Genomic DNA, 16653 nt, shown 5'->3' on the forward strand with positions numbered 1-16653 from the left:
CATGTAGGCGTGGGGAGCGTCCGACGGGTCCTTCACCGTGCGGATGTCCACGGCGTGGATGGTGATGACGGAGCCGTCGAACGAGGTGACTTCGCTGCCGCGCAGCTCCTGCCCGACCCGTACTTCTACCAGCAGCTGCCGTCCATCCACGCGTCCGGCTCCGTGATCCTCCGCGATGAGCATGGCCGGTTCGTGATCGAGAAGCCGAACTACCGCGACCACTGGCTGTTGCCCGGCGGCGGGGTCGACGGCGGTGAGGACGCCCGCATCGCCGCGGAGCGCGAAGTGCTGGAGGAGATCGGTCTGACGGTGACAGCGGGCCGCATGCTCGTGGCGAACTGGGTGCCGTCGCACATCGCCCAGGGCTCCACCATGGGCGTCCATTTCATCTTCGACGCCGGCGTCATGCCCGCCGCGGAGCTCGAGGCGACGATCCGCCTGCAGGAATCCGAGCTCGATGACTGGCGCCTCATCGACCGCGAAGACGCGCATCTGCTGTCCGACTGGGGAGGCCGGCGAACCCTCTACGCCCTCGACGTCCTCGACGGGAAGGCGGAGCCCGCGCTCATCGGCCAGGACGGCCGCGGGTACTGATCGGCGCGGCCGCCCGCGCGCCTGGCCCCGCGCCTGCCCGCGCTCGCGCCGAGAGCCTCACCCGTTGGCGTCGCTGTCCTCCGGGTCCGGCGCCTCCACCGTCAGGCCGGTGATCACCAGGCCCTTGCCCGGCGTGATCGTCAGTTCGATGTCCGCGGTGCCGGTGCCCATGTAGGCGTGGGGAGCGTCCGACGGGTCCTTCACCGTGCGGATGTCCACGGCGTGGATGGTGATGACGGAGCCGTCGAACGAGGTGACTTCGCTGCCGCGCATCTCCGCATAGTCCACCTGCGGGTCCTTCTCGATCGCGGCCTGGTAGTTCGGGCCGTCGGTCGAGCCCGCCGAACCGAGGAACTCGCCGTCCGCGGAGAACACGGAGATCGATCGCCAGTACCCGGTGCCGCCGGCGGTGCAGGACAGCTCGGCCAGGATGTACCCCTTGCCGTCCTTCTCCACGCGGTGCACCTTGTCCACGCTGACCATCGCCCCGCCCACGTGCTGGTCCGGGTCCGGGTTCTTCGCCTCGCCGTCCACGAACGTGAGTTCGTAGTACTTCTCGCCCCACGCTGTGCGCTCCGGCTTCGGAGCCTTGCCGTCCTGGTCAGCCTGGTAGTAGTAGCCGAATGAGCCGCACTCGGCGCCCACCGGCAGGGTGGCGTTGCGGACCTTGTCCTCAGTCCAGATGCCGTACGTCCCGGAGGGTGCATTCGGGGAGACGTCCTCGGCGCCTTCGAGCGCGAACTCGCCCTTCTTCAGGGTGTAGCTGACCTTCAGCTCATGGACCTTGTCGCAGCGTTCCTCAGCTGACTCGCACATCTCGTAATCGGCGTAGCCGTACGCGTGCGGGATCGTGAATGAGAGGGTGCTGCCGTCGATGCTGATGTTCTCGGCGTAGGACAGCTCATGAACAGTGTCCTCGCCGGCGGCCCTGCGGACCGTGTCGTAGAACTCGGAGCTGAGTCGGTTCGCTTCGCCGATGTACGTCAGATCTGCGCTGTACACGGCGAGGGTGACAGCAGCGTCATGCCCGCTCGAGCGGCAGGACAGCTGTACGAGGACGGCGGGTTCCCCCTCGAACAGGATCGGCTGCACCACCTCGGGATCCACATAGACGGTACGGCCGGATGACATCGGCTTCGAGTACCCGTCAGTGAACGCCATCGACACCGGCTCGTTGCCCGCGAACTTCATGGACGCGGCACTGAGATCGCCCTCGGGCGCATTGGTCCAGGCAGCGCAGGCGCCCGGAACATCCAGCGTGCTGTTCATGATCGTCTCGGCCGACGGTACCTGGGCCTTCTGCTCGTCCGTCAGATCCATGGAACTCGCGGGGCGCACAGGCTCGGCGGACGCCGGGGATCCGTCGGCCCCTCCGCCATCAGAGCCGCCGCCGGACCCCGGGGAGGCGGCCGACGGGGGCGAGGCGGGTGCATCGGGGCTGCCGAAGGTGAGGTCATCGCAGCCGGCGAGGGCAGTGGTGAGGAGAACAGCGAGCGCAACGGCGCGCACACGGGTGGCGAATGTGGACAGGCGTGCGGTGAGCGGTGCGGGCATGGCGACTTCCGGGGTGGAGCGGCGCGCCGGGCCGCGAGCACGGATGCTGGACAGGTCAGCCGGTGTTCGATGCGGGCGCGAGGGATACCGCCATGCTAAGCCGACCGCGCCGATTCTGTGCGGGTATGCCCGTTTTCGATTGCCGCGTTGTGCGGTGATGATGACCGCCGGGCGTTGGAGGCGTGCTTCACTGCCCCCGCAGCGCCGCTGACGCCTCCGCGCCGAGCAGCTCATCCAGCGCCTCGTCCCTGTCCGTGCCCTGGGGCCGGTCGGTGAGGGTGTAGATGAGAGCGCCGAGCAGCGCCCAACCGGCGAGGATGATGTGCTCCGCCGGCCACTGCAGTGTCAGGCCCGTGCCCGGGATCAGCGCGAACAGGATCACGAGCACTGCACCGACTGCACCGATCGCCGGCAGGAACGCGGGCCGCGCCCGGTACGCGTACTGCGCGTTCGGGAACCGCCTCGGCAGGCGGTACTTCGCGACCACCACCAGCAGCCACACGATCCCGAGGAACACGCCGCCCGCATCGAGGAACCAAATGATGGCGCCCGGCCCCAGCAGGCCCAGCACGATCGTGATGACCAGGACGAACAGCAGCGCATTGCGGGGAACACCGGAGCCGGCGTGCACCTCGGCGAGGGCGCTCGGCAGCATGCGGGCGCGCGCCAGCGCCAGCACCACGCGCGAGGAGGCGACGAACAGGCCGATGAAGCTGGTGACCAGGCCCAGCACAGCGATCAGGAACGCGCCGAAGCCCAGCAGCGGGAAGCCGGCCGCGGTGAACGCATCGATCGTGCCGAGGTCCATCTGGGCGACGTCCTCCCACGGCACCACGGTCGCGGTCGCCAGCAGCACGGTCGTGTAGAACAGTGCGGCGATGCCGACCGTCAGCACCACGGCACGGCCCACGCGGCGCGGCGACAGGCTCGACTCCTCCGCCAGCACCGCCACGAGGGAGAACCCGACCACGTACGTGATGCCGGGGACCACCATCCGCGCAGTCGACGCCAGCGGCGCCTGGTCCGACGACCACGCCGGCCACAGGTTCGGGGGCGAACCGGCGAACACCGCGGTCACGGCGAGCGCCGCACCGATCAGCAGCATGATCACGAACAGCGCCACCTGCAGCTGCGCACCGAGCCCCACCCCGAACCAGTTCAGGGCGAACACGATCAGCGCCAGCGCGATCCCCACCGCCAGCACCGGCAGGGTGACCGCCTCCCCGTTCACGGAGTACAGCGGCATCGACTCGAACACCGGCAGGTACTTGCTGAGCAGGGTGCCGAACGCGGTGACGTAGAAGGACAGGGACGCGATGTACGCGCCGATGTGGAACCTGCCGGTGGCGAAGCCCGCGCGGTACCCGAGGGCGGCGGTGGACCACACCACTTCGCCGCCGGCGCGGGGGATCACGCTGGTCAGCTCACCGTAGGCGAGGGCCACGCAGGCGGCGAGCGCGGCGCCGACCAGCAGGCCGAGGATCATGCCGCCGGCGCCGACGTCGGCGAAGAACGTGGAGGACGTGTAGATCCAGCTGGACCCGACCACGCCCGCCACGCCGAGCGCGATCAGGGACGGCAGTCCGAGGGTCTTCTTCATCGAGGACACGGGGAGACTCCTTCGCGGGGCGAGGGAGGAGGCCGACGGGTGCTGCCGTCGGCCGGTGCAGTTACGCGGAGAGGAGGCCCACGTCACTGCAGGGATGGGGCCCATTGTGCCAGCACACGGCCGCTCGGGGGTGCCGGTCTGTGCCAGTGTTGTCGGTTGCCGACGCGGTTGGAACCGGCCGCTCGTCAGACCGAGTCGTCGCCTCTGCCCGTGCGGTGCTTACGGAACACATCGTCCCGGAGCGATGAGGGCAGAGAAATCGCTCGTGAAGTCGTCGAAACGGCGGTGCGTGCTGCCTCTTCTGGGTCCTTGTGCCGCATGAATTCGGTGAGGAACACGGCGTTGAACGCATCCCCCGCGCCGACGGTGTCCACCGGACTGACTCTGGGAGCAGGAACCGCCGTGACGCGTCGCTGTCCTCTCGGCCCCGACTGAACCAACGCGCCTTGCTCTCCCATCTTCGTGATGACCATGGGGTGAGCGTCGGCGAAACGATCCAGGGCATTACGAGCCGTCGCCGCACCGGTGAGACCGAGGACTTCGGATTCATTGGGCAACAGGATGTCGAGGTGGGGGAAGACGTGTTCGAACAGGCCTACACGATGCCTCTCCGACCATCCACCAGCCGGATGGCCCATGTCCAGCGCCGTAATGGCCCCGAGCTGCTGAGCTCGCTCGAGCAACGCAGCCAGCCGCTTCCCCTGGAGGTGAGGCAGGAGGAAATAGCCGCTGAGGAGCAGGCAACCGGCGCTCAGAGCCTGATCGTCGACGTCTTCAGGACCGAACTCCGCGAGGGCACCGAGCGACGAGATGAACGACCGATCCCGATGTGCTGCTTCGGCGGCAACAGTGATGGGGGTGCAACCATTCACAGTGACGAGGTTGAGCTCCAGTCCCTCCTCCTGCGCCAAGCCGCGAAGCAGATCAGCACCTGGATCAGAACCGACGGGGGCTGTGAGTGTTGTGGGCACGCCGAGCTGAGCCGAACGCAGCGCCGTATTGGCGGCGGACCCGCCGATCCTCAGGTCGATCTCCGGGACGACCTCTTCCTCTCCGGGGGCCGGAAAGTCAGCGCGACCATGAATCACCACGTCAGGGTTCAGATTACCGATGACGCTGATCCGAGTCCGTGGAGCTCGTCCTCCGCGCTCGCGTGCAAGGGCCATCAAGTCGCAGCGGGCATCGTCAATGTGCTGGCGCCGATCCTCGAATGACTGCTGAAGCTCCCGACAACGTTGACGCACGCCGTCGATGGTCCGCTTCTGTGCGGCTTCGCCAGGGCTGCCGTCCTGATCCCGGGCAAGGATCTTCTCTGGTTCATTGCCCGAGGACATCACAATGGATGCGAGCGTGCCGTCCGAGTCCTCAATACTTGCGCTCCGCAGGGCGGCCTCCACTTGTTGAGAGTGCCAGGTCGCGGGTTCACCGGCGCGGAAGAGGGAGCCGACTACGTCATGGGCTGCTCGCCATGGGACACCGTGGACTGCGAGGGCTTCGGCCACTGCCGTCGTCGTAGCGCCGGAGGACACAATCTGTGCGCTGGACGGGAGTCGAAGCGGTCTGATCTCGCGGACGACACCGGCGAACAGGCGAAGGAACCTGACTGTCCGTTCCACTGATGCCCACAGGTGCTTCTGCACATCAGTGGTGGCGTTGTTCGAGTCTTCGTACCATCCCGCGGCGATGGTCGAATAGACACTCACCAGGTCGCCGTTCGCGGCGCCGGCCATCGACACCATGTGCTCCAGCACAACAGGATTCTGCTTCTGCGGCATGATCGAGGAGCCCTGACTGAAGCTTCCGGGCGTCTCAATCCACCCGAGGTTCATCCATTCCTGCACCACGCGAGCCCACCGAGCGCCGGTTGCACTGATTCTGGCCTGGATCGCGGCCACGCGCATGAAGTGCTCGGCTCCCGCCACGGCTTCGTACGAGGATGTGAATGGGCGATCGAAGCCCAGCAGATCGCTGATTCTCCGGCTGTCGACTGCGATGTCAGTACCTGCGAAGGCGGCTGACGTGAGCGGAGAAACGTTGAGCTCGTCGTAGACGGACAGCAGCTCATCCGCCTGGGACAACAGGGCCTCTGCGGCTCCGCTCAGCACATGGGCGATGGTGGTCGGCTGGGCGGGACGACGGTGGGTGTGCCCGATGATCAGTGACGACAGGTTCCGTTCGGCAGCGTCGCTGAGCTCCTGGACTGCCCGCAGCAGAATGTCGGCGATATCGAGCACGCCGCGACGCAGAACCATTCGGAACACTCCCGCGTCCAAATCATTGCGGCTACGAGCGAGCTGCACATCCAGGTCTGCGGTCGCCATGTCGCAGGCCGCCGCTAGCTCAGACTCCAAGAAGTAGTAAGGATCTTCAACGGCGCCGTCGAAAGGAAAGCTGCGGACACGTGGACGCCAATCCGAGCTGGTGGGCGCCCAGGATTCCCAGAGCCGAAGCAGGCCGCGGATGAGCCGGCTCGCGCGATCGGAGGGGAGAGCCTCCGTCTCGCCAAGCATCACGATATGTGCAATCGATGCTTCGACCATTGCGGGCAGGTCATGAGGTGCCGCCTCTTCAAAGGCGACCCGCAGGTGGTTGTCCCAATAGATGCTCAGATCACCGCGGTCTCGAAGGGGCGCGGAATGGTTTGTACTGGTCACCACTGAACCTTTCAGACTGTCTTCGGTGCGATCGCCGCCATTCGGGACGGCTTGACATGGCGCATGTTCCGCCATCGCTTATCGCGGTGCGGCCGCGGGTTCTGAACAACCTCGGAGATGATCAGGACGATGAGAATCACTGCCATCTGCAGTGCGCCGTAGGCGAAGGCTGAACCCAATTCGTTCGCATACTGCCGGTTGTAGATCTCGACCGACAGCGGTGTGAACCTCGCCGGGTAGATCACGACCGACGCTACGTATTCACCGAACCCCTGGATGAATGCAAGCAGGGCGCCGGCTATCACCCCTCGCGCCATCAGGGGAAGGGTGACAGTGCGCAGGGTGCGCCAGGGAGTCGCCCCGAGATTCTGGGCGGCCTCTTCGACGGAAGGGTCGATCTGCGCGATCGACGCTGCGGCGTTCCGGAATACGAGGGGGACGAAACGGATGAAGTACGCAACGGGAAGGATCCACAGGGACCCGACTAGAACCTGTCCAAGGTTGAACGGCGTGGGCGAAGCGAAGGCCGTCACGATATTGATGCCGACGACCGTTCCCGGCAGTGCCCACGGGAGCATGATCATCAGATCAAGGACGCTGGCTCCGCGTCCGCGCCAACGGGCCACCACCCACGCGGTCAGAACGCCGATCAGGATCGAGGCCAGCATTGCCAGCAACGACATCTGGCTGGATACCAATATCGGACGGAGGCTGCGCGGGTTCGAGGCGATATCGACGAAGTTCTGCAGCGTGTACTGCGGAGGAAGGATCTGGGTCGTCCAGGTTCCGTCGACAGTGAAGGACAGCAGGACAATCGTGGCGGCCGGAGCCGCCAGGGTCAGGACGATCAGCAGTGAGCACATTCCTGCCGCGACACGCGCCCAGGCGCCGGTGAGCGGTGTGGCGACTTGCGGGGTGCCCTTGGAGAGGCTCCGTGTCGATCGTTGGTTCTGGTACCAGCGCATGGTCAGCAGGAAAAGGATCGAGACGATCGAGAGCACGGTTGACTGTGCGGCCGCGAGTTCGTAGTTTCCGGACGTCTTCGCGGCCACGATGCGCATCGTCAATGTGTTGACGTTGTAGAACTGCGGCGCGGTGAATGAGGCCATGGAGACCATGAAGGTCAGCAGCGCTCCGGAGACGAGGGCCGGTGTCAACATCGGCAGAACGATAGTGCGCCACATCCGAGCACGAGAGGAACCGAGGTTCATCGCGGCTTCCTCGAGTGAAGCGTCACTCCCAGCGAGGCCCGCGGACACTGACAGATAGAAGTAGGGGTACATCGTCAGCGTGTGCACCAACATGACGCCGGCGATGCCGTCGAACGCAAACGCGTGGGCTGGAAGGCCGGTGAGGCTTGATACGGCTCGGGGGAAGATTCCGGATGACCCGTACAGGTAGTAGAACGACAGTGCCCCGATAAGAGGCGGGAGTCCCAACGGAACGAGGGCGACGATCTTGAGGATCCCTCTGCCCGGGAACCGGAAGCGGGTCAGCAGGACCGCCAGACATGTCCCGACGATCCCGCTGGTCACAACGGAGCCCAGCGAAATGAGAACCGAGAGGATGAGGGCCGACTTCGACGTGCCTGAGGTGAAGTCCCGATAGACGTCGCCTCCGCTCTGGAATGACGTCAGCAGCGTCGCAATCATCGGGACAACGATGTAGACAAGCAGGATGAAGGCCAGGGGAATGGCCAGGACGTAAACGAACCTGTCCGACGACGTGCTGGTCTGCAGGCGGGTCCGATTCCCTTTCAATGCCGTCACGGTTTCACCATCCAGATTTTCTCGGCGGACGGAGTCAGGTCAACGTCGTCGCCAGGCTGCGGCAGACTGTCGGAATCGGGAACGGATGCAAGGACCTCGTCTTCTCCGACCTGCGTCATCACAAGGCAGGTGGCCCCCGTGAACTCCACTGACGTTACGCGCGCACGAATGGAACCAGCGGCCGGAGAAGTCGAGCTGTCGACCAGAGCGACCGAAAGGGACTCTGGGCGCAGCGAAACGGCGATTTTCTCTCCGGATGTCGGGGCATCCCCGGAGGTCCTGGCGGTTCGGGGCGCGTAGATGACTGCGCCGCTGTCGAGCCGGATCGTGCAGTACCGGTCATCGACGTCCTCCACAGTGCCGCCTAGGACATTCGAGCGGCCGATGAACCGAGCCACAAAAGCAGTGGCGGGGCACCGGTAGATCTCACGCGGTTGGGCGACCTGATGGAGGACGCCGTCCTTCAGCACGGCGATGCGGTCGGACATCGCCATCGCTTCAGCTTGGTCGTGCGTCACATAGACGCTGGTGGTAGCGGACTCCTGTTGGATGCGTCGGATATGTCCGCGCGTCTCCTCACGGAGCTTCGCATCCAGGTTGGAGAGAGGCTCATCCAGCAACAGTACCGACGGATCAATGACCAGTGCGCGTGCCAGCGCCACCCGCTGCTGCTGCCCGCCGGACAGCTGACCGATGCCGCGGTCGGCGTAGTCGCTGAGGCCGACGACTTCCAATGCCTCAGCGACTCGCCGCCGCTTCTCCTCTCCCCGAATGCGCCGCGTGGTCAAGCCGTAGCCGACGTTGGCGGCAACATTCATGTGGGGGAATAGGGCGTAGTTTTGGAACACCATGCCGGTGTCGCGTTTGTGCGGAGCTACACGCGTGACATCGCGATCACCGAAACGGATCTGGCCTGAACTGGGAGAGATGAACCCAGCGATCATTCGCAGAGTCGTGGACTTGCCGCAGCCCGACGGGCCGAGGAGAGTGAAGAACTCTCCATCGGCGATGTCGATGCTGAGGGAACTGACAGAGGGAATCCCGCTGCCATAGTCCTTGGTGATGTCGGTGAGGCTGACGCTGGTCATGGTGCTCCTTCGGTGCGGTCAAAGGGTGGGCAGAGGGACCTCAGCCCTTGCCTTTGATGTTCTGGGCCCAATAGCCGATCCAGTCGGATTCGTTCTCGGCGATGCGGTCCCAGTCCACTTCCATCTCCTTCAGGCCCAGGTCGGCGAGCCACTTCGGTTCATCGCTGAGCTCCACCGTCGGGATCTGGTACTGCTCTTCGGCGAGCTTCTTCTGCTCGTCCTCGCTCATGAGGAAGCTGATGAACTTGTCTGCTCCTGCCCCACCGGGACCGTCCTTGATCTTGGCGAGACCGTCGACGAGCATCGGGGCGCCAGACGCAGGAACAACCGCGTCGAGCATCGAGAAGTCCCCGTAGTGCTGCAGCATGATGTCTTGGAGATTCCACAGGGAGAGCGGGGCCTCCTGTCGACTCAGACGCTGGTAGAGGTCGGTGGGGTTGGCGGCGTAGGCCTTAGTGTTGGCATCGAGCTTCTTGAGCCATTCGTACCCGGCTTCGGGAGCGTCCGGATCGGCGCGGTCGATCATGGCGCAGTAGATGGACCTCATGGTGCCGGACGCCTCCACGTCTCGAATGATGAGGCTGTCCTTCATGTCAGCTCCGAGCAGGTCGTCCCAGTCCTTCGGTGCCTTGTCCTTTGACATGACATCGGTGTTGATCATGAAGAGTTCGGCAAGCTTCATCTCGCCGACCCACAGTCCGTCCTTATCTCGGGAAGCTTCGGGAACGGCGTCGATGACGTCCTGAGGAGCTGGAGCGAGCACGCCATCGGCTGCGGCAGCACTGAGCTGCTGCCGGGTGCCGCCCCACCAGATATCGCCCTGCGGATTCGCCTGTTCGGCCCGCACGCGCTCCAGGGCCTCCTGTGCGCCCAGGGTGAGTATGGTGGCCATGCCCTCCCAGTCCGGATTGGCCTTTTCGAAGTCGGCGACGACTGATTCCGCAAGCGACTTGTCGCGGGCGGTGTAGATCGTGAACGCCGTGGGCTTGCCGGCATCATCTCCCTTCCCGGAGCTGGAGGAGGTTCCGCCGAGTCCGCATGCCGAGACAACGGCTGTGGAAGCGGTGGCGAGGATGGTGCCTCGGATGAGGTTGCGTCGTGAGATCATTGATCTCTCCTTTCTGGGGTGACTGCATTGTCACGTCGGCTGCACTTGTTGGAGTTCTGAGAAGGACAAGTCCTCAAGGGCCGCTTTTCGGACTCTCGGAGTGCGGAGGGTCGCTTGCTTCTAGGAGCAGCTGGGGGCGGGTCTCCATGCAACTGATGGCGCCGCGGACCAGGGCGTCCTCTCCATGCTGGGCGAATCGAATGTCGACGTCGCTTGGACAGAGCCGTCGAATGCGAGATTTGAGTTTTGATCTGTGCGGCTTGTCGAGGCGAGGGAGAGCACCGGCAAGGACCACGGTGTGAGGGTTCGCCACGCAGACGTACACCGCGGAGGCATAGGCCCATGCATCAAGTGCGCCGGACAGAAGGCCCTTCGCGGCATCGCTCCCGGAGGTCATCAGATCGTCGAGGAGGCGATGCTCTTCGGTATCGATACCCAGCTCGCGTGCTCCTCGGGTCAGGCGAGGAATTGAGAATTCCGCCTCAAGCTGCCCCACCTCCCCGCTCAGTTCTGACGAACGCCAGGGAAGAAATCCGATCTCTCCGGCTGAACGGGTTGCCCCTACGTGGATCTTGCCGTCCACCAGGAGTGCTCCGCCGATGCCGCCGCCCACATAGATGAGCGCGGCGTCGCCGTCGAAGCGCCCGCACTCTCCAAGAGCTACGAGGTTGACATCGTTCTCAATGATCACGGCGATGCGCAGAGCGGATCGAAGGCGTTCAGCGAGCGTGGCTTGGTCCGCGTCTCCCAGCTCGGGTGCGAGCGCAATGTACCCCTCTTCGGACACCACTCCCGGGAGCGACAGAACGACGCAGCGCGACGGTTCGGTGGTCACGGAGTGGAGGGTTTCGATGGCTGCGATGAGCGATTGTCCGGGGTCCCCGAGGTCGAGGGGGCGGCGGATCTGGGCATAGATCTGCTGGTCAAGGTCCACTTGGCGCACCACGATGTCTCCGGACTGGATGCCGATGACCGTGAGACGAACCGCAGAGCGCCTGAACTGAAGCAGCGTACGGGGACGCCCGCCTGTTGAATTCGCTTGGCCGATCTCCTGGACGTAGCCGTTGCCGAGCAGTGTCTTGATCGGTGTCGTCATGGATGACTGGGAGTAGCCGGTGATCTCCGCGAGTTCAGTGCGAGACAGCGCGCCGCAGGTCAGGAGGGTGCTCACTGCCGCAGTGAGTCCCTCCGTCATCTGTGCCGGTTGTAATGTGACCGGAGTCTCCGTTGACATAGATACTTTATACGCGAAAGAAAGTGGGCGCGCAAGACCTCTCCTTCAACCCCGGATGTTGGGCGCAGTCCAGTGGATCATGGGTTTTCGTCTTGACGAGGAGCAAGGCTTGTGGACCGATCCTCTTGCTTCGTCGCTTACTGCGGCGTATGAAGTATGCATCCCGTCACAGTCGACGGGGTGGATGGAGGTACTGATATGACGAAGACAGCCGCGACCCGGAGCCTGGCGATGAGTCGAAGAGGTGTACTGCAGGCGGTCGGCACGATCGGTCTTGGCGCCGCGCTCATGACGCCGGCGGAACACGCTCTCGCTAGCGCGCACGCACAGGATCCCGACTCTGTGAAGCTCAACGTCCTCTTCATCGGAGCCCACCCTGATGACGAGAACGGTTCCCTGGCCACACTCGGTCAATGGAACGAATACCACGGAGTCGAAGCCGGAGTCATCACCATTACGCGCGGTGAAGGAGGGGGCAATGCAGTCGGGCTGGAAGAGGGCCCACCTCTGGGGCGTCTCCGTGAGGCCGAAGAGCGTACGGCGGTGGGACGGGCTGGGGTACGACACGTCTTCAATCTCGATGAGGTGGATTTCTACTACACCGCAAGTGCGCCGCTGTCTCGAGAGGTCTGGGGCGGAGATGCGCTGCTGGGCCGGATCATCCGAGTGATTCGTGCAACTCGGCCGGAGATCATCCTGACCATGAACCCGTCAGCTGTGGAAGGGAACCACGGCAATCATCAGCAGGCGGCAATGTACGCCGTTGAAGCCTATTTGAAGGCGGGTGACCCCTCAGTCTTCCCTGAGCATGTTGACGAAGGTTTCGCTCCTTGGACGCCTCGACGGATCCTCCGCGTAGGTGCGAACGGCGAGGGGGCCACCGGTGCTGATGCAGTGAAGAAGGGATTCGTTCCCACTATCGATGCGGATCTCGTCTTCGGAGCCTGGGACGGCACATACAGTGAACGGGAAGGGCGACGCTGGTCTGCGGTTCGGGATGACTCGGTCCACGACTACGTCACGCAGGGGTGGCACCTTCGACCGCCGTCCCCGAGCGACCCGGCCGAAATCCGGGTGAACTGGCTGACCGTCATCCACTCCAAGTCTCCACTGTCAGATCCTCGTAGCGGCGATGCTGCAGCTCTGGAGGGCGCCGTGACACAGTCCGAGGGAGGTTTGCCTCTGGGCCTTCTCCTGGAAGTGAAACCGGAGACGTATGAATTCGTCGCCGGTGAAGCCCGCAAGGTGGCCGTTCGTGTCACGGCACCTCCGGAAGGCGACGTGCCGGCGGCCCCGGTCAGTGTGGTCGTGCCCAAAGGCTGGAAGGCCGATCCCGCGGAGCTGTCCATGCCAGCACTGCGCGCGGGTGAAGTCGTAGAACTGCCACTGACGGTCAGAGCCTCGAAGGGTGACAGCGGGGAGACCGGGCAGATCTGGGCGGAGCTCGCCCTCCCGGATGGAACAGCAGGCAAGTGCTTCGCCCCTGTTCGGCGAGCAGGGGCGTTGGAGGCCAGCATTGCACCACTTGAGGAGATCGCTGACTTCCGGGAGTGGACGAAGTCCATTGGAATGCGGCACCTCGATGCCCTCGTTCCCGAGCTGTTTTCGGTGCCACAGGGGTGGCGCGATGAGGAGGAGATCGTAGTCGAGAGTTTTTCGTCCCGCGAGCAGCGTGGACGAGTGAGTGTTCAGGTCCCGGCAGGCTTCAGTGTGGAACCTGACACGGTGGACATATCTTCGATCGAGCCGCGTGGCCGCGAGTCTTTCTCGGTGTGGTTTGAGAACGTCGACACAAGTATCCCGTTCGGCAACCGCGCCGAGAACGGTGGCAGCTGGCCGGTTCCGATCCTTACGGAATCCGCTGGAGCTGTGGCCGTGCGCAATACCGTCATGAACCTGGTCCCGACGTCGGTGGTTCCAAAGGTCGAACCGCCCAAGGCGCTGACAGGTGTTCTGGACCCTGCCGTCTTCCCCGGCGAAGACCTCCCTGTCGACACTGTGTGGCAGGGGACGCCGATGGGGGGAACGACGGAAACCATCAGCGGTACCTCTCGGATCAGCCACGACGGCGAGAATCTGTATGTTTTCGTATCAGTCCAGGACGACGTGCGCGGAACCATCCTGCCTCCAGAGGACAACAAGCGGCAGCGTCGAACTGACTCGGTCGAGATCTACGTGGATCCACGAGGGACTGCGCCGAATACAGCTCACACGTTCATCGCAGGCATTATGCCGTCGATGGGGAGTATGACTGGAGCCCCTGGTGTCGGGCGCGATCGTGACAACCATCAAGGTGAAGCCAGCGAGACTGCGCCTGGGATGGAGGTCGCAGTGGTCATGGCGGAGACGGAGAAGGAGTACACGGGCTATGACCTCGAGGTGAAGATTCCATTTGTCGTGCTGCCTGACGCGATCGACCCCGAACATATGGGCTTCAACGTGGTGATCAACGATTCTGACACCCAGGACAAAACAGCTCAGGACCGGGTGGGGTGGTCGACGTTCCCCGGAATGCGAGCTGATCCGTGGCGGTGGGGGTTGCTTCGAGTTGAGGGGCTGTCCGATGGCGGTTCGAACCCGAAGGACCCCATCCTCCCAAGGACGGCGGCCCTCTCCATAGAGTCGCCCCAGTCGATCATCCAATCCGCCGCAGACGGTGTACCGCTTGGCGGAGCCGCACCGGCTCGGGGTGATCTGCGTGTCGACTCAGCCAAGTGGCGCGGGAAGAGGCTGGTTGCAAAGGTTCGGACCCCTTCCGCTGGTGAGGTTCGGGCATTCCTGTGGGGTGGCGAATCTGTGGCTGGCAGCGTGAAGCAGAAGGTGAAGAACGGCAAGCTGACCATTTCTCTTCCAACAGAGGAGAAACCTGATAGCGGCGACTACAAGCTGCTGGTGAGCTACATCGACAGCGAAGGGCGAGTGGCCGCCGCAGTCAGCTCAGTATCCTGATTTCACATTTCCGGTTGTCAAGGACCGACGGGTCATCGAGGCGTTCTCGCTACCCGTCGGTCTTTGTCTTTTCAGCGCCGCACCACAGCTGAAGCACATCGGTGATGCGGCCCGCGATCCGCACGGCAGCGACTCCGTCGGCCCGCGTGGGGCCGTCGTTCACCACCACGACCGGCCTGCCCGCCTTCACTGCGGCGCGCACGAACCGCAGACCCGACTGCACCGTGAGGCTGGAGCCGAGCACGAGCACACTGCCCGCCTCCTCGACCGCGGCGTAGCAGTCGCGGACCACCTGCGGGTGGGCCGCTTCGCCGAAGAACACGACGTCCGGTTTCAGCATGCCGCCGCAGATGCCGCAGAGGGGGTAGCGGAAGTCGTGGGTGCGGTCCACGTCGGCGTCGCCGTCGGGCGCCCGCGCGACCTGGGCGGCGAGCTCATCGAGCCGAGCGGCGTACCCCGGGTTCAGCAGCAGCATCCGTTCGTGCAGCAGCGGCCGGGAGGACAGGTGCCCGCAGCCGAGGCATGTCACGAGGGACAGCTGCCCGTGCAGCGGGATCACCCGCTTCGTGCCGGCTGCTTCGTGCAGGCCGTCCACGTTCTGGGTGATGACAGCACTGATCGGGAACGGGGAGGACGCGGCCTGGATCGCGGCGAGGAGGCGGTGCCCCTGATTCGGGCGCGCCTGCAGGAACTGCCGCCAGCCCACGGTGGAGCGCGCCCAGTATCGGCGGCGCGACAGGTCCGAGCCGGTGAACTCCTGGATCGTCATCGGCTGGCGGGCCGTGGCGGTGCGGCCGCGGTAGTCGGGCAGGCCCGAATCGGTGGACATACCGGCTCCGGTCAGCACCACGACGGGACCGTTCGCGGCGAGCACGCGAACGGCGCGTTCGATCTCCTCTGGCGGGGAGGTGCGGCCGTACTCGGCGCTGTCCATGGGGCCCCACGCCGGCATGCGCGGAAGGCCGCGACCGGTGCGGGGCGCTGCGGGCGCGACCGACGGGGCGGGGGCGTCATCCGGGCCGAAGGCGGAGTGGGTTGTGCTCGCGGTCGCGAACCAGGAACCGGCGTGGCCAGCGGGCGGGATCCTCATGCGCCCCAACCTACCGCGGTGCGGCATATCGGTCGCGGCCGGTCTCGGCCGGTCTTGGCCGGCCCCGACCCGAGTTCCCAGGCCCTGCCCGGCATCCATTGAATGCGTTTCAGCGCTCTTGTTCGGGGAAATGAGCGCTGAAACGCACGGAACCGGCCGGCACGGCGGTCCGGGGGCTGGCTGTCCCTGGTCGGCGGCCCGGGGGAGTGAGCCTACTTCTTCATCTGCTTCAGCAGGTCGCCGAACGGGACGAAGTCGGTGAAGTCGTCGGCAGCGGACGTGCGGCCCGCAGCTGCCGAGATCCCGCGGCCCGGCTTCTGAGACGAACCCTCAGCGCCGTCAGCAGCGCTGTCGTCGGCGCCGTCACCAGCGCCGGCACCACTGGGGTCGGCGGCCCCGTCGGTCGGCGGGGCGCCCACACCGAGCAGAACGATCGCCTCCTCCGCGGCGGTGCGAGCACGCGCAGCGAGGGAGTCGTCCGCGGAGGCGAAGTCGGCGCTCGCGGCGAAGATCGCGGTCGGCACCGGCATTGCCCGCAGGTAGGAGAACAGGGGCCGCATCGCCGTGTCGATGATGAGGGAGTGGCGCGCTGTGCCGCCGGTCGCGCCCAGCATGACCGGGACACCGGCCAGGGCCTTCGGCTTCACTAGGTCGAAGAACGACTTGAACAGCCCCGAGAACGACGCGTTGAACGTGGGCGTCACCGCAATGATGACGTCCGCGGAGCTCACGGAATCCAGCGCGCGCTGCACAGCGGCGGGCTTCACCGGCGAGATCGTCGCCTCCATGATCCCGACCGCAATGGACCGCAGGTCGATCCGCGTCACCTCGGGCTCGAGCGCACGCGAACGGGCCTCGGTCTCGAGAGCGGTCTGCAGGACGTCGGCGAGCCGGGACGTGGACGACGGCGTGGACAGGCCCGCCTGCACCACGGCGATGGTCAGAGTGCGTGTCATGGAGTGCCTCCTCGGATGGTCACATGCGAATGCGGGGTCGGGCGCGGG

The 16653-nt window shown here is 65.1% G+C and carries 11 protein-coding genes; 2 read left to right on the forward strand and 9 right to left on the reverse strand.

The window, feature by feature from the left end; all coding sequences use genetic code 11:
* The first annotated feature begins 54 nt into the window (after positions 1 to 54).
* Positions 55 to 594 carry an NUDIX hydrolase gene (locus MHY20_RS09705; RefSeq protein ID WP_343217752.1) on the forward strand — a complete coding sequence of 180 codons (540 nt, stop codon included), beginning with the start codon at positions 55 to 57 and terminating at the stop codon, positions 592 to 594.
* A gap of 57 nt (positions 595 to 651) precedes the next feature.
* Here the strand turns inward: MHY20_RS09705 and MHY20_RS09710 are convergent, their stop codons facing one another.
* From MHY20_RS09710 to MHY20_RS09740, 7 genes are all read right to left on the reverse strand, one after another.
* The gene (locus tag MHY20_RS09710; RefSeq protein WP_239376484.1) at positions 652 to 2148 is read right to left on the reverse strand and encodes a hypothetical protein; all 1497 of its coding nucleotides are present in this window, start codon (positions 2146 to 2148) and stop codon (positions 652 to 654) included.
* A 187-nt stretch (positions 2149 to 2335) separates the two neighbouring features.
* Complete coding sequence (locus MHY20_RS09715; protein ID WP_239376502.1) at positions 2336 to 3748, reverse strand: APC family permease; 1413 nt, start codon at positions 3746 to 3748, stop codon at positions 2336 to 2338.
* A gap of 194 nt (positions 3749 to 3942) precedes the next feature.
* Positions 3943 to 6411, reverse strand: coding sequence for a PfkB family carbohydrate kinase (locus MHY20_RS09720; protein ID WP_239376486.1), 2469 nt, complete (start codon positions 6409 to 6411; stop codon positions 3943 to 3945).
* A gap of 11 nt (positions 6412 to 6422) precedes the next feature.
* The gene (locus tag MHY20_RS09725) at positions 6423 to 8180 is read right to left on the reverse strand and encodes an iron ABC transporter permease (protein ID WP_239376488.1); all 1758 of its coding nucleotides are present in this window, start codon (positions 8178 to 8180) and stop codon (positions 6423 to 6425) included.
* Positions 8177 to 9268: an ABC transporter ATP-binding protein gene (locus MHY20_RS09730; protein ID WP_239376490.1), complete on the reverse strand. Its 1092-nt coding sequence runs from the start codon at positions 9266 to 9268 to the stop codon at positions 8177 to 8179. The genes MHY20_RS09725 and MHY20_RS09730 overlap by 4 nt, the downstream gene beginning before the upstream one ends.
* A gap of 40 nt (positions 9269 to 9308) precedes the next feature.
* Entirely contained in the window at positions 9309 to 10376 is a 1068-nt protein-coding gene (locus MHY20_RS09735; protein ID WP_239376491.1) for an extracellular solute-binding protein, read from the reverse strand.
* A 73-nt stretch (positions 10377 to 10449) separates the two neighbouring features.
* A complete protein-coding gene (locus MHY20_RS09740) occupies positions 10450 to 11547 on the reverse strand; it encodes an ROK family protein (RefSeq protein ID WP_239376492.1) in 1098 nt (365 codons plus the stop codon).
* Between the two features lie 261 nt (positions 11548 to 11808).
* Between MHY20_RS09740 and MHY20_RS09745 the strand changes: the two genes are divergently transcribed.
* Positions 11809 to 14559 carry a PIG-L family deacetylase gene (locus tag MHY20_RS09745; RefSeq protein WP_239376493.1) on the forward strand — a complete coding sequence of 917 codons (2751 nt, stop codon included), beginning with the start codon at positions 11809 to 11811 and terminating at the stop codon, positions 14557 to 14559.
* Positions 14560 to 14608: 49 nt separating this feature from the next.
* Here MHY20_RS09745 and MHY20_RS09750 read toward each other — a convergent pair whose 3' ends face one another.
* A complete protein-coding gene (locus MHY20_RS09750; RefSeq protein ID WP_239376494.1) occupies positions 14609 to 15649 on the reverse strand; it encodes a Sir2 family NAD-dependent protein deacetylase in 1041 nt (346 codons plus the stop codon).
* A gap of 212 nt (positions 15650 to 15861) precedes the next feature.
* Positions 15862 to 16605: a CE1759 family FMN reductase gene (locus tag MHY20_RS09755; protein WP_239376495.1), complete on the reverse strand. Its 744-nt coding sequence runs from the start codon at positions 16603 to 16605 to the stop codon at positions 15862 to 15864.
* Between the last annotated feature and the right edge of the window lie 48 nt (positions 16606 to 16653).

Source organism: Helcobacillus sp. ACRRO, assembly GCF_022347125.1.
Taxonomy (GTDB): Bacteria; Actinomycetota; Actinomycetes; order Actinomycetales; family Dermabacteraceae; genus Helcobacillus; species Helcobacillus massiliensis.